Below are 13,976 nucleotides of genomic sequence, written 5' to 3' on the forward strand. Positions count from 1 at the left end.
CTACACTAGTGACAGGAGGCCCTATGACCCTGTCTTTTACCACCCGCTGGCGTGATGAATTACCAGCAACCTATACCGCACTTTTACCCACCCCTTTGAGAAATGCGCGCGTAATCTGGCATAACGATGTGCTGGCTGAACAATTAGGCATTTCTGCAGACCTGTTTGATATTCCAGATGGCTCTGGCGTTTGGGGGGGAGAGTCGCTTTTTGCCGGCATGTCGCCTTTAGCACAGGTTTACAGCGGGCATCAGTTTGGTGTTTGGGCCGGCCAACTTGGCGACGGACGCGGGATCCTTCTCGGCGAACAGCAGCTCGCAGATGGTTCAATACTTGACTGGCACCTCAAGGGCGCCGGGTTGACGCCATATTCCCGCATGGGTGATGGACGCGCAGTGCTACGTTCTACGATTCGGGAAAGTCTGGCCAGCGAAGCGATGCACTATCTTGGGATACCGACTACACGAGCGCTGTCTATTGTTACCAGTGACACGCCGGTACAGCGAGAGACCACGGAAGCGGGCGCGATGCTCATTCGTGTGGCACAAAGCCATATGCGCTTTGGTCATTTTGAACACTTTTACTATCGTCGCGAACCGGAAAAAGTCCGCCAGTTGGCAGACTTTGCTATTCGCCACTACTGGTCGCAATGGCAGGATGAATCAGACTGTTATCAACTGTGGTTTCAGGACGTCGTCACGCGTACCGCGACGTTGATCGCTGACTGGCAAACAGTGGGATTCGCGCATGGGGTGATGAACACCGACAACATGTCGATTCTGGGGCTGACGATGGATTACGGTCCGTTTGGTTTTCTGGATGACTATGTGCCTGACTACATCTGTAACCACTCCGATCATCAGGGGCGATACAGTTTCGACAATCAACCGGCGGCAGCTCTGTGGAATTTACAGCGTCTGGCACAAACCCTGTCGCCTTTTATCCCGGTCGATGCGCTAAACGATGCGCTGGATAGCTATCAATTGGCGCTGCTCACACGTTACGGGCAACGGATGCGGCAAAAACTGGGCTTCTTTAGCGAGCAAAAAAACGATAACGAGCTGCTTAGCGAACTGTTTAGTTTGATGGCGCGTGAAGGAAGCGACTATACGCGAACGTTTCGTATGCTAAGCCAGACGGAGCAGCACAGCGCATCATCTCCACTGAGAGATGAGTTTATCGATCGCGCCGCATTTGATGACTGGTTCGCACGCTATCGGTCGCGTTTGCAACAGGATAATGTTGATGACGATATCAGACAGGCGCAGATGAAAGCGGCTAACCCGGCACTGGTTTTACGTAACTGGCTGGCGCAGAGGGCAATCAGCCTGGCAGAGAAGGGGGATTACACAGAGTTGCACCAATTGCACCTTGCTCTACGTACTCCCTTTGACGATCGTAATGATGATTATGTCAGCCGTCCACCTGACTGGGGTAAACGGCTGGAAGTGAGTTGTTCAAGCTAAGGTGTGAGAAAAACGTGGGGAGAATCGTTGGCCGGGTGCTGGCCAACATGAATTTGGGCGCCGTACCAGCGCATCAAATCATCGGCCTGCAATACGACGTCCGGTGCCCCCTGCGAAACAATATTACCGTTATGGAGCAACACGATTCGGTCAGCCCACAGAGCTGCAAGGTTGAGGTCGTGAAGTACGATACAAACATGCAGATCGCCCTGAATTGCCAGTGTCTTCAGCAGCCTCAGCAGATGCTGTTGGTGGTAGAGATCCAATGCTGAAGTGGGTTCATCAAGGAATAACCAGCCACGTGGCGCGCCGTTACGCCATAGCTGCGCCAGTGCACGCGCAAGCTGGACGCGCTGCTGCTCACCACCAGATAGCGCGGTGTAGTGTCTACCGGCCAGCGTTAAACAACCGGTCATTTCCATCACCTGGGCGATAAGTGCAGGTTCGGGCTGTTGGGTCCAGGGGGCACGCCCCATGGCAATAACGGCTTCTACCTGCCAGTCGAATCCTACCTGTGTTTGCTGACGCATGACCGCGCGATGGCGCGACAGTGCTTGTGTACTCCAGTCACCAAGCGTTCTCCCGTCCAGTAAACAACGCCCGGCATCGGGTTTAAGAAATCCGGTCAGCAGTCGTAGCAAAGTCGATTTTCCTGCGCCGTTAGGCCCGATCAGCGCGACCAGTTCGCCCCTGGCGAGGTTGAGCGAAACGTCGCGAATAACCGTTCGGCCAGCAACGTGGTAGCTCAGCCCTTCGGCAGTTAAATATTCAGCCATGCGGCCCTCTCTGACGAAAAATAAGCCACAGAAACCAGGGCGCACCGAGAATACTGGTTAACAGACCGACCGGCATCTCAGCAGGCGCAACGGCAGTGCGGGCGAGGGTATCGGCAATCAGCAGCAAAAAAGCGCCAGCCAGGACTGAGCCGGGGATCACGGCGCGATGATCCGGACCGAGCCACATACGTAGTAAATGCGGAATAACCAGTCCGATAAATCCAATCACACCGCTAACCGCCACTGCGGCGGCAACTAACAGTGCGCTGCAGAGCAGCAAAATACGCTGAACCATGCGCACATCGACGCCGAGATAGTGAGCTTCCTCTTCCCCCAACTGCAGCAGGTTCAGCGCCGGGGCCAAACGCCAGATGACCAGTACAGTCGGCAGCATTAGCGATGCTACCGCCAGCAGAGTAGACCACTGCGCGGAGCCCAGGCTGCCCATTCCCCATAGCGATAGCTGGCGCAGTTGGGCATCATTGCTGACCCACGACAAAACGCCCACTGCGGATCCACAAAGTGCATTGATGGCAATACCGACCAGCAACAGACGCGACAGCGAACTGTCACGTTGTTGGCTGAGGATAAAAATCACCACCGTTGCAGCGAGCGCACCGAGAAACGCCGCCAACATTGGCGCATACAGCATCAGCAGAGCGGGCAACGTGATCGGCAATACCACCCACAATGCGACGGCGCAGGCAGCACCGCTGCTGATCCCCAGCAATCCTGGATCGGCAAGTGGGTTACGAAATAGCCCCTGCATCACACAACCCGCCAGAGCCAGCGAACCGCCAATCACTAGCGCCAGCAGTACGCGGGGAAGTCGAATGGTTAGCCAGATTTGACGCAGGGCATCATCGCCATCGCGCCAGAAAAGACTCACCGGCAGACGCAACGCGCCAAAACCGGTAGCCAGAACTGTCGTCAATGCCAGCGTAAAAGCCAGTATCCACAGAGAGCAGGTGATATGCCGTGACATCAGGGCAATTGCTCCGCTTTGGTACGAAGTTGCTGGATTGCCTGCGGAGTGCGGACGCTAAAGCCCAGCAATGCCATATCGTCAATCTGTAACACCTGTTTATTGCGACCAGCCGGTGTTTGCGCAAGTCCCGGTAGCGACCACAGGTTAGCTTCTCCGCCCATTGCCTTGACGCCATCCTGCGAGATCACCACCAGATCGGGCTGGCTGGCGATTACACCTTCTTGCGACAGTGGCTGGTAGCGGTTGAACCCCTGCATCGCGTTTTGTAAACCAGCGGCACGGATGGCAGCGTCAGCTCCGGTTTGTTGCCCGGCGGCCATCGCGGTCATCCCACCGTGATTGAGAATGAACAGTACGCGTTTATTGAGTGTCGATGATGGCAGCATCGCCAGTTCCTGACGCAAGGTTTGACGCAGCGCTTCGCCTTGTGACTCGCGATGTGTAGCCTGCGCAATTACCTGAACTTTCTCATCAATCACGCTCAGTTCGTTACTTGCAGGCACCGTGACAACACGGACTTTGCTTTGCCCGACCTGTTTAAGCACCAGAGACGGCTGTGCCTGCGCGCTGGCAAGGACCAGCGTTGGGCGAGTTGCAAGGATCCCTTCGGCGTTGAGTTGGCGTAAATAACCCACATCAGGTAATGCGGTTGCTTCTTCAGGCCATTGGCTGGTGCTGTCTCGTGCAACGAGGGATGACTGTGCACCCAGCGCATACACAATCTCAGTGACATCGCCGCCAAGAGAAACTATTTTTTCCTCGGGTGTAGCCAGCGCCGCCGCAGGCAGGAGTGCAATCAGGACGAGCAGTTTTTTCATGCGGCCAGCCCTTTTGGCGTTAATGCGTCAATTTGCGCACGCCATTGCTTCTGCTCTGGTTCGCCTTCTGTACGCTGACCATAGAGCTGAGCGATTTGCGTCCCGTCTGCGGCAAACAGTTCCAGACTGGTCACGTGGCCATCCGCAGTGGGTTTGCGCGTTACCCAGGTTTCTGCAATGGTCTCTTCCAGCAGATGCAGGGTAAAGGTTGGATTGAAAATATTCAGCCAGCCTTTCATTGGCACCAGTTTTTCTACAACACCGGTAAAAATCTGCACGCAGCCGCGGTTGCCAACAAATACCATAATTTCGTTACCATCCTGACGTGCTGTTTCCAGCAGTTGTGCCAGTGCCCCATTGGTGACTTTACAGGCCAGATCGTCGCCCACCAGGCTAAATGCCTGCTGACGCGTAAGGTTGTGACGTTTCAACAAGCCGAAGAACTGATGCACATCGGTCATGGCGCGCCACTCTTTATCAACGGTTTCAGCGTCTACGGTAACCGCGGCAGGGGCAGCATTCTCAATGGATTGCAACTCCAGCGGCGGGTTTTCGGCGAAGATGAAGCGGGTCAGCAGCGAGCCCCATTCCGCGACGTCGGTATTCTCTGTGGTGTAGACTTTTAACAGCGCATCACCCTGATTATCAAAAAATTGAATGCTCTGGCGCTCTCCGCGGGCGGTCGCTTCGCTGATATGAAACGCACTTGCCCACTGGTTCAGAAACAACCGCAGGTCGAGGGCGCGGGGATTCAGCACCAGTCCGGCATGTCCATTAAGGTGCTGATTGGTGAATGCGCCAACTTGCTCATGAACGGCGTATTCGTTACGGCAGATACATTTAGTTTCCCCTACGGCTTCCAGTGCGCCCAGGATCTCGCGTACTTCGCCACGTAAACGCCATGCGTCATGACCGACGCGTGCAAAGGTCAGCTCAGCTTCACTGATGTTCATCAGACCCGCGATGTCACGCGCATATTTTCCAGGATTTTCTTTTTTCAGTTCCAGCCAGCGTGTGTAATGATTCATTGCCTCTTCCTTCCAGATTGCTGCCCCGGCGAGCCGGGGCAGGGTGATTACCACTGATAACTCACGAAAATTTTGCCGTTACGACCATCCTGCGGAATGCCCTGCGGAGACCAGTATTCTTTGTCGAAGGCGTTACCCAGAACCAGCGTAGTGGTCACGCCTTTCAGTGCCTGTTGGCCCTGATAGCTCACATAGAAGTCGTTTACCGCATAGCCTGGTTGTTTAGTGTAGCTACTGCTGATATGAGTGGAGCGATCGGCAAAGGTACCGAGCCAGCCGACTGAGAAGCCGCTGTGTGCTACAGGAATGTTTAGTTTGCTGGTGACCGTGTCCGGGTTAATGCTGGAAATGTATTCACCGGTGTCAGTATCTTTGCCGCGCGTACGGTTATAGGCCAGATCCAGACTGAACAGGTCGGTGGTGTATTTCGTCATGACGTCCCAGCCCCAAATTTTGGCGTTGGGTACGTTGTAGGACATCGTTGTCGCAGCGGCAAAATCGACGCTGGTGGAGATGTAATCTTTTGCTTTGGTATCAAAATAGCTGGCTTTAAATTCGAGGGCGTCGTTCGCCAGCATCAGATCATCAAAGCGCAGGCCAAAACCATACTCCTGGGTTTCGTTGGTTTCCGGGCGCAGGTTAGGGTTTGGCACCCAGTAGTTGGTGTAAAACCGACCGATGGAGAAGTGTTTCGCATCGTTATACATCTCACCCATAGTCGGTGCGCGGAAGGCTTGCGCCCAGGAGCCAAACAGCATCAACCAGTCAGCAGGCGTAACGGTCATTCCCGCGCGAGAGGACCATTTATCAGCATCAACATCCGCATATCCCTCACTGCTGCCGCGGTAAGAGTCATAACGAGTGCCACCCAGTATCGTTATCGGCAGGTCTCGCAAGGTGATCTCGTCCTGTAGCCAGCCGGAGCTGAAATCAATTTTTGCCTGCGGGAAACCTGTGGTCGAGCCACCTGGACGTTGCTCCTGGCGATAATACTCACCGCCATAGGTCAACAGATGAGAGCCAGGGGAATCGGTAAACAGGCGACTGCGGTTATCAATTTTCCCGCCTTTGGTCGTTTGTTTGCGAAACTCGTTGGTTGCATCGGGGTTCTGCGCGTTAATGCGTGCTTCAGACCAGTAAATGCGAGCATCAGCATTCAGCCAGTCATTATCCGCTGGTGCGAGGGTATACGTCAGTTGGGCATCACGCTGGATAGTCGAACGATCGGTCATAGGATTACTGCTGCTATCCGCATCACTGGCCTGTGGATTTTTAGGTTCCTGCGCATCATTGTTGTAATAACGTAGCGAACCTGCCAGTGTCTGGGCGCTGTCAAGTTTCCAACTGCCTTTTGCCAACATATTGTTAATCGTTTCGTCGTTCGGCGCGGTGGTACCGTTGCTCTGACGCAAATCACCACGGTCACGGCTGGACCAGGCGAGCAGTCCGTCCAGCGTATCGCTGCGACCATATGCGCTGGCTCCCATTCCGAGGCTGTGATCGCCCGTTGCTGCGGTACCAAATACGCGGTAGCCGCTGTTTTTGCCGACTTCCAGCAGATCTTTAGCATCTGCGGTTTCGTACGCGATCACGCCACCCAGCGCACCGCTGCCATACAGCAGAGCAGACGGGCCGCGAACCACTTCAATTCGTTTGATGAGAGCAGGGTCGAGGAAGGTGCTATTCAGGTGCCCGGTATCGGTACCCTGACGTACACCATCAACCAGGACCAGAACGCCGCGTCGGTCGTAACCACGCAGATTAACGTCCTGTCCATTAGTACGCCCCGTACCGTCCAGAGTCAGACCAGGTACTTTACGTAACAGATCGGCAGCCGAGCTGGCGGTTTGGTTTTCCGGTGCGCTGGCGTCGATGACGCTGACCATCATCGGCGCTTCAAAGGCGCTACGGGCATTGCCGGTGGCGGTAACGGTAATATCATCAGTCGCGGCATAAGCGGTTGCGGACAGATGACTCATGATCGCCAGCGCCAAAAGTGATGGGCGCAAAGCCGCGGTGTGCAGGTATGGCATAGCAACTCTCCATTAGGAAATCGAAAAGCGCTGGCTGCCTGGGGATCACCTGGGTGGCTGGCGAAATGTGTTGTTTATTTAGTCAGAATCAGTTTTCCGGCATGCGTTTGTCTCAGCAGGTAATGCTGTCCGTCATGCTCGATAATCACCCGACCCTCGTTTCCGAGCAGACTTTTGCTGTCAATTCGACGCTCAGTTTGAACGGGAGAAGGTGGTGTATTGTCTTTTACGGGTGTTGCCGTGGTGTTATCCATACGTGACATAGTGTTTAAAAATAACAATCAATGTAACAATGATAATCATTATCAACAAACTAAAATTTTGCGGCAAGCCTTTTTGTGAAAAAATTGTGACGAGAATATTTTTTGAGCAAAAATGAAGGGAAAAACAAGGGATTGTCACCGGGCGAAGCTATTCCACCCGGTGAAAAGGTCAGAAACGACTATCAACGGCAGAGGCGAGTTTTTCGACCAGCAGTTCAGTATCTTCCCAGTTCAGACATGGGTCGGTGATCGACTGACCATAGACCAGCGGTTGGCCACTGACGATTTTTTGCGTGCCTTCACGCAAGAAACTTTCCGCCATAATCCCGGCGATAGCCGTCGAGCCATTGCGAATTTGCTGACAAACATCATCGCAAACCTCTAACTGACGACGGTGCTGCTTCTGGCAATTGCCGTGACTAAAATCGACTACCAGATGCTCCGGTAAGGAGAACTCATGCAGGGTATCGCAGGCGGCGGCGATATCAGCTGCAGAGTAATTCGGCTTTTTACCTCCGCGCATGATGATATGTCCATACGGGTTACCGCTGGTCTGATAGATGGTCATCTGCCCGGTTTTATCCGGAGAGAGGAACATATGACTGGCTCGGGAAGCGCGAATAGCATCGACGGCAATACGTGTATTACCATCCGTCCCGTTTTTAAACCCTACCGGACAGGAGAGCGCAGAGGCCATCTCTCGGTGGATCTGGCTTTCAGTTGTACGCGCGCCAATGGCCCCCCAACTGATTAAATCGGCAATAAACTGGCCGGTAACCATATCGAGGAATTCCGTTGCCGTTGGCACCCCAAGCTCGTTAACCTGCAGCAGTAATTTACGCGCCAGCTCAATACCGTGGTTGACGCGGTAGCTGCCGTTTAAATCCGGGTCAGAAATTAAGCCTTTCCAGCCAACAACGGTGCGCGGCTTTTCAAAATAGGTACGCATCACGATTTCCAGACGCGCCTGGTGCCTGGTACGCAACGTCTGTAAACGAGTGGCGTACTCCATAGCTGCGTCAAGATCGTGAATCGAGCAGGGCCCAACGATCACCAGTAAACGGGGATCTTCACCATTCAATATTTTTTCTATCCGGCGTCGGGAATCCGTCACATGACGGGCGACGGAGGACGAAACAGGATGCCGCTGCGCAAGCTCTGCTGGAGTGACCAGGTTGTCAATACGCGCAGTACGGAGTTCATCGGTTCTGTTCATTACTTGTCTCAGAAATTTGTTGCTTCAACGGCAGGACTACCGGGAAGTGATGTACATCACAATAACACACTCATCCTGCCTACTGGCGAGCATAATAACAAAAAATTGAACCAATGCACTAGCGTTCTAGTACATTCGGCGATTCAGCCCCATAATATCGAGGATCTTAGTGGCAATTTCTTCTACCGAATAATTAGTACTGTTTAACCACGGGATCTGATTCTTCCGGTATAGCGCTTCTACTTCTGCCACCTCCATCCGGCACTGGCGCAGTGATGCGTAACGGCTATTTTCCCGGCGCTCTTCACGGATCGCCGTCAGGCGTTCAGGGTCGATCGTCAGGCCAAATAATTTATGCTGTAACGGTTTCAGTGATGCCGGTAACACGAGATTATCCATATCATCGGCAATAAAGGGGTAGTTGGCCGCCCGGATCCCAAACTGCATCGCCAGATACAGGCTGGTAGGGGTTTTACCGCAGCGGGAAACGCCGAGCAGGATCACCTGAGCCTGATCGAGGTTGCGCAACGAAATACCGTCGTCATGAGCGAGCGTATAATCAATCGCCGCGATGCGTGCGTCGTACTTGATGAGATTACCCGGATTAAGACCGTGCGTGCGATGGGCAATCGGCGTGGGGTCGAGCTTCATCTCATGTTGCAGGGGAGCGACCAGTGCCTGCACGATATCCTGGCAGAACCCTTCACTTTGCAAAATAATAGAGCGGATTTCCGGCAACACGATGGAGTAAAACACCAGAGGGCGCACGCCAGTTTGTTGATAAATGGCGTCTATCTGGTCTTTTACCGCGCGGGCCCGACTCTCATTTTCCACAAACGGCAGCGTGATACTGCTGATCGTAACTGGAAACTGCGACATTACCGCGTGACCTAATACCTCTGCGGTGATGGCCGTACCATCAGAAATATAAAATACATGACGATCAACAGCATTATCCATTTTGCTCATCCTGGGGGCTGACATAATTCTCTGAAAGCATAAATTAAAATTCGCCAGAAGCGAATATAACGATACTTATTTTATAAAATGAAACGGTATTTTTATATTTAATGAAAAGTACATTTCATTTTTCGGAACAAATGTTTATACCGACAGTTTTTGTGGTGATCCCGTGCCGCTCGCGGGTTTGCGCAAATGCGTAAACAATCTTAAAAAATAAAAAATAAAGTTGCTTGAACGATTCACCGTTTTTTTCGCTGAAGTAAATATGCAAAGATAATTACGCAAAATTGAGTTTCCTAACCTCGTTCATATATAAGGATTGTTCGATGTCCAACAATGGCTCGTCACCGCTGGTGCTTTGGTATAACCAACTCGGCATGAATGATGTAGACAGAGTTGGGGGCAAAAATGCCTCCCTGGGTGAAATGATTACTAACCTTTCCGGTATGGGTGTTTCCGTACCGAATGGTTTTGCAACGACCGCCGATGCGTTTAACCAGTTTCTGGACCAGAGCGGTGTAAACCAGCGCATTTATGAGCTGCTGGATAAAACGGATATTGACGATGTTACCGCGCTTGCGAAAGCCGGTGCGCAGATCCGCCAGTGGATTATCGACACTCCTTTCCAGCCTGAGCTGGAAAATGCCGTCCGCGATGCCTACGCGCAGCTTTCCGCGGATGATGCTAATGCCTCTTTTGCCGTGCGTTCTTCTGCAACCGCAGAAGATATGCCAGATGCTTCATTTGCCGGTCAGCAGGAAACTTTCCTCAACGTCCAGGGTTTTGATGCGGTGCTGGTGGCAATAAAACACGTATTTGCTTCGCTGTTTAACGACCGGGCGATCTCCTACCGTGTTCACCAGGGTTATGACCACCGTGGGGTGGCGCTCTCTGCGGGTGTCCAGCGTATGGTGCGCTCTGACCTTGCGTCTTCCGGCGTGATGTTCTCTATCGACACCGAATCAGGTTTCGACCAGGTGGTGTTTATCACCTCAGCCTGGGGCCTGGGAGAAATGGTCGTGCAGGGCGCTGTCAACCCTGATGAATTCTACGTGCACAAACCGACGCTGGCCGCTAACCGCCCGGCAATTGTGCGTCGCACGATGGGTTCGAAAAAAATCCGCATGATTTACGCGCCGACGCAGGAACACGGTAAACAGGTTACGATTGAAGATGTTCCGCAAGATCAACGTGATATTTTCTCGCTGACGAACGAGGAAGTGCAGGAACTGGCGAAGCAGGCGGTACAGATCGAGAAGCACTACGGTCGTCCTATGGACATCGAATGGGCTAAAGATGGTCACACCGGCAAGCTGTTCATTGTGCAGGCTCGTCCGGAAACCGTACGTTCTCGCGGTCAGGTGATGGAGCGTTATACGCTGCATGCTCAGGGTAAAATCATTGCTGAAGGTCGTGCTATCGGTCATCGCATTGGCGCGGGTCCGGTGAAGGTGATTCACGACATCAGCGAAATGAACCGCATTGACCCAGGCGACGTACTGGTCACCGACATGACCGACCCAGACTGGGAGCCGATCATGAAAAAAGCGGCAGCGATTGTCACCAACCGCGGCGGTCGTACCTGTCACGCGGCGATCATCGCACGCGAGCTGGGGATCCCGGCTGTCGTAGGTTGTGGTGATGCTACCGAGCGCATGAAAGATGGCGAGAAGGTGACTGTCTCCTGCGCCGAAGGCGATACCGGCTATGTGTATGCTGACATGCTCGACTTCAGCGTGAAAAGTTCCAGCGTGGAGACCATGCCGGATCTGCCGTTGAAGGTGATGATGAACGTCGGCAACCCGGACCGGGCTTTCGATTTCGCCTGTCTGCCGAACGAAGGCGTTGGACTGGCGCGTCTGGAATTTATCATCAACCGCATGATTGGCGTGCATCCTCGCGCACTGCTGGAGTTTGATGATCAGACGCCTGAGCTGCAAAAAGAAATCCGCTCAATGATGAAAGGGTTCGACTCCCCTCGCGAATTCTATGTTGGTCGTCTGACCGAAGGGATCGCGACCTTGGGTGCAGCGTTTTATCCAAAACGTGTCATTGTCCGTATGTCGGACTTTAAGTCCAACGAATACGCCAACCTGGTCGGCGGCGAGCGTTATGAACCGCATGAAGAGAACCCGATGTTGGGCTTCCGTGGCGCGGGTCGTTATGTTTCAGATAGCTTCCGCGACTGTTTTGCCCTCGAATGTGACGCGGTGAAACGCGTGCGCAACGAAATGGGACTGACGAACGTTGAAGTGATGGTACCGTTCGTACGAACTGTGGCCCAGGCAAAAGCGGTGGTGGATGAGCTGGCGCGTCAGGGGCTGAAACGTGGCGAGAACGGGCTGAAGATCATCATGATGTGTGAGATCCCATCCAACGCCTTGCTGGCTGAGCAGTTCCTTGAGCACTTCGACGGCTTCTCTATTGGCTCTAACGACATGACGCAGCTGGCGTTGGGTCTGGACCGTGACTCTGGTGTTGTTTCTGAGCTGTTTGATGAGCGTAACGACGCGGTGAAAGCACTGCTGTCGATGGCGATTCGCGCAGCCAAGAAACAGGGTAAATACGTTGGTATTTGCGGTCAGGGTCCATCTGACCACGAAGACTTCGCTGCCTGGCTGATGGAAGAGGGGATCGACAGCCTGTCGTTGAACCCGGATACCGTTGTACAGACATGGCTGAGTCTGGCTGAACTGAAAAAGTAATATCAACCAGGATGGCGGCGTTCGCGTCGCCATCCTGTCATCTCTGCCACACTTATACCTCAACACATTCAGCCTGCAGGCGCTGAATAATATCCTGACGTAACAAGAACTTCTGAATTTTACCGGACGCCGTTCTGGGTAATTTTTCGATCACCACAAGATGTTCCGGATATTTGTACTTTGCCACCCGTTTACGACTAAAAAAAGCTACCACAGATTCCAGCGAAAGCGAGTGATGCGGGGACTTGAGCACTACGTAGGCGCACGACCTTTCCCCTAATCGATCGTCTGGCATGGCAACAACACAGGCATCATGTATGCGCGGATGCTGCAATAGAATGTCTTCAACCTCACGACTACTGATATTCTCGCCACCTCGCACGATAATATCTTTCTTACGTCCGGTAATTTTTATGTATCCCGCGTCGTCCATTCGGCACAAATCACCACTGTAGTACCAACCGTCGCTATCCAGCGCTCTGGCAGTCATTTCTGGCTCATCAAGGTAGCCCATAAAGACGTTGGGCCCGCGCGAAGCTTCTTCACCTTCTGTGCCTGGTGGCAGCGTTTTTCGCGCTTCATCGACCACTTTTATTTCGACGCCAGCGGCGGCGTAGCCGTCGGTATTCATCATGCGAGAAAGTGAGTCATCAAGGTTTACTACTGCATGCGGTGAACTTTCCGTCGAGCCATAGACGCTTAACAGTTTGATGCCGAGCTGCTGACAGTCGCGGGCAATTTTTCTTGGAATAGTTGTGCCACCGCATAAGAAGAAGCGCAGTGATGAGAGATCGTAAGGTTGCTTTTCGACACAGCACAGGATGTCATAGACGAAGGGTGTTGCGCCGAGTACGCAGGTACAACGCTGTTGCTGCAACAGTTCGAGGCAGGCCGTTGGGGTAAAAATATCCAGCAGCACGCTGCGCGCACCAATTAAAAACGGCGCTGTTACGCCATGCAGAAAACCGGTGGCGTGCCCAAGCGGAGCAGGCATTAAAAACACATCCTGCCAGTTGAGGTTGAGGCGGGCGCAGTAGGCGCGCTCGCTGGCAAGGATGTTGTTATGGGTCAGCATCACGCCTTTCGGCATCCCTTCAGTACCGGAGGTAAAAAGCACTGCGGCCAGTTCGTCGGCATGAACGCTAATCGCTTTGGTTAACGGTGGGGTCGTAAGTAGCTGACTGAGCGCTAATGATGCCGTTGCAGGGGCCAGTTTATCCACGGCGACAATCTGTTGCAGATGCGGTAACTGATTTTGTAGGGGCAGGATCAGATCGACCGATCGGGTCTGCTTAAACAGGGTCGGCGCGAAAAAGATCTTCGCTTTACATTTGTTCAGTACCCACACCAGTTCTGCCTCGCGCCAGGCGGGTAACAGGGGAACGGAAACGGCCCCCGTTTTCAGACAGGCCAGATAAATAAGAGTAAATTCGCACCAGCCCGGCAGTTGAAAAGCAATACGATCGCCAGGTTGGATCCCGCAGGATAAAAACCATGATGCCAGGCTGTTGGCTGCACTGTCGAGTGCGGCATAGGTATATGAATCGCCCTGATTATCGACTACAGCGGTTTTGTCCGGCACGGCCTGAGCAGTTTGGTGCCAGTAGTCGCCGAGTGATGCATCTCCCCAAAATCCCTGCTGTCGGTATGTTTTTCGACGCTCGGCATTAAACGTTAGCGTGACTTTCATTGTTTGTCCCTGGATTATTTTCGGCATACT

General features: G+C 53.2%; 11 protein-coding genes. 2 read left to right on the top strand and 9 right to left on the bottom strand.

The window, feature by feature from the left end; translation table 11 throughout:
• Positions 1-23: 23 nt before the first annotated feature.
• Positions 24-1,466 carry a protein adenylyltransferase SelO gene (selO, locus tag AACS05_RS09890; RefSeq protein WP_045442143.1) on the top strand — a complete coding sequence of 481 codons (1,443 nt, stop codon included), beginning with the start codon at positions 24-26 and terminating at the stop codon, positions 1,464-1,466.
• Here the strand turns inward: selO and AACS05_RS09895 are convergent.
• The 8 genes from AACS05_RS09895 to ppsR all read right to left on the bottom strand — a co-directional run bounded on the left by AACS05_RS09895 (position 1,463) and on the right by ppsR (position 9,548).
• Positions 1,463-2,242, bottom strand: a complete 780-nt coding sequence (locus AACS05_RS09895) for a heme ABC transporter ATP-binding protein (RefSeq protein ID WP_045442146.1) — start codon at positions 2,240-2,242, stop codon at positions 1,463-1,465. The genes selO and AACS05_RS09895 overlap by 4 nt on opposite strands.
• Complete coding sequence (locus tag AACS05_RS09900; protein WP_045442149.1) at positions 2,235-3,227, bottom strand: FecCD family ABC transporter permease; 993 nt, start codon at positions 3,225-3,227, stop codon at positions 2,235-2,237. The genes AACS05_RS09895 and AACS05_RS09900 overlap by 8 nt, the downstream gene beginning before the upstream one ends.
• Positions 3,227-4,048, bottom strand: coding sequence for a heme/hemin ABC transporter substrate-binding protein (locus AACS05_RS09905; RefSeq protein WP_045442151.1), 822 nt, complete (start codon positions 4,046-4,048; stop codon positions 3,227-3,229). Before AACS05_RS09905 ends, AACS05_RS09900 begins: the two co-directional genes overlap by 1 nt.
• The gene (chuS, locus tag AACS05_RS09910) at positions 4,045-5,076 is read right to left on the bottom strand and encodes a hematinate-forming heme oxygenase ChuS (RefSeq protein ID WP_045442153.1); all 1,032 of its coding nucleotides are present in this window, start codon (positions 5,074-5,076) and stop codon (positions 4,045-4,047) included. The genes AACS05_RS09905 and chuS overlap by 4 nt, the downstream gene beginning before the upstream one ends.
• Positions 5,077-5,123: 47 nt before the next feature.
• A complete protein-coding gene (locus AACS05_RS09915; protein ID WP_045442155.1) occupies positions 5,124-7,109 on the bottom strand; it encodes a TonB-dependent hemoglobin/transferrin/lactoferrin family receptor in 1,986 nt (661 codons plus the stop codon).
• Between the two features lie 74 nt (positions 7,110-7,183).
• Positions 7,184-7,372 carry a hemin uptake protein HemP gene (hemP, locus tag AACS05_RS09920; protein WP_071828921.1) on the bottom strand — a complete coding sequence of 63 codons (189 nt, stop codon included), beginning with the start codon at positions 7,370-7,372 and terminating at the stop codon, positions 7,184-7,186.
• A 169-nt stretch (positions 7,373-7,541) separates the two neighbouring features.
• Positions 7,542-8,588 (bottom strand): 3-deoxy-7-phosphoheptulonate synthase AroH, encoded by a 1,047-nt coding sequence (gene aroH, locus AACS05_RS09925; RefSeq protein ID WP_045442157.1) that lies wholly within the window; start codon positions 8,586-8,588, stop codon positions 7,542-7,544.
• A 126-nt stretch (positions 8,589-8,714) separates the two neighbouring features.
• Positions 8,715-9,548: a posphoenolpyruvate synthetase regulatory kinase/phosphorylase PpsR gene (gene ppsR, locus AACS05_RS09930; protein WP_045442159.1), complete on the bottom strand. Its 834-nt coding sequence runs from the start codon at positions 9,546-9,548 to the stop codon at positions 8,715-8,717.
• Between the two features lie 329 nt (positions 9,549-9,877).
• Here ppsR and ppsA point away from each other — a divergent pair, with 329 nt between their 5' ends.
• Positions 9,878-12,256 (top strand): phosphoenolpyruvate synthase, encoded by a 2,379-nt coding sequence (ppsA, locus tag AACS05_RS09935; protein WP_045442162.1) that lies wholly within the window; start codon positions 9,878-9,880, stop codon positions 12,254-12,256.
• A 52-nt stretch (positions 12,257-12,308) separates the two neighbouring features.
• On the opposite strand, the gene fadK is transcribed toward ppsA, so the two are convergent.
• Complete coding sequence (gene fadK, locus AACS05_RS09940) at positions 12,309-13,946, bottom strand: medium-chain fatty-acid--CoA ligase (protein WP_045442164.1); 1,638 nt, start codon at positions 13,944-13,946, stop codon at positions 12,309-12,311.
• Between the last annotated feature and the right edge of the window lie 30 nt (positions 13,947-13,976).

This window comes from Citrobacter sp. S-77 (genome assembly GCF_963864895.1).
In the GTDB taxonomy this organism is placed as follows: Bacteria; Pseudomonadota; Gammaproteobacteria; order Enterobacterales; family Enterobacteriaceae; genus Citrobacter; species Citrobacter murliniae.

Coding starts and splice junctions, on each gene's coding strand:
- selO (WP_045442143.1), top strand. CDS start 24: ATGACCCTGTCTTTTACCACCCGCTGGCGTGATGAATTACCAGCAACC.
- AACS05_RS09895 (WP_045442146.1), bottom strand. CDS start 2,242: ATGGCTGAATATTTAACTGCCGAAGGGCTGAGCTACCACGTTGCTGGC.
- chuS (WP_045442153.1), bottom strand. CDS start 5,076: ATGAATCATTACACACGCTGGCTGGAACTGAAAAAAGAAAATCCTGGA.
- AACS05_RS09905 (WP_045442151.1), bottom strand. CDS start 4,048: ATGAAAAAACTGCTCGTCCTGATTGCACTCCTGCCTGCGGCGGCGCTG.
- fadK (WP_045442164.1), bottom strand. CDS start 13,946: ATGAAAGTCACGCTAACGTTTAATGCCGAGCGTCGAAAAACATACCGA.
- hemP (WP_071828921.1), bottom strand. CDS start 7,372: ATGTCACGTATGGATAACACCACGGCAACACCCGTAAAAGACAATACA.
- ppsA (WP_045442162.1), top strand. CDS start 9,878: ATGTCCAACAATGGCTCGTCACCGCTGGTGCTTTGGTATAACCAACTC.
- AACS05_RS09900 (WP_045442149.1), bottom strand. CDS start 3,227: ATGTCACGGCATATCACCTGCTCTCTGTGGATACTGGCTTTTACGCTG.
- AACS05_RS09915 (WP_045442155.1), bottom strand. CDS start 7,109: ATGCCATACCTGCACACCGCGGCTTTGCGCCCATCACTTTTGGCGCTG.
- ppsR (WP_045442159.1), bottom strand. CDS start 9,548: ATGGATAATGCTGTTGATCGTCATGTATTTTATATTTCTGATGGTACG.
- aroH (WP_045442157.1), bottom strand. CDS start 8,588: ATGAACAGAACCGATGAACTCCGTACTGCGCGTATTGACAACCTGGTC.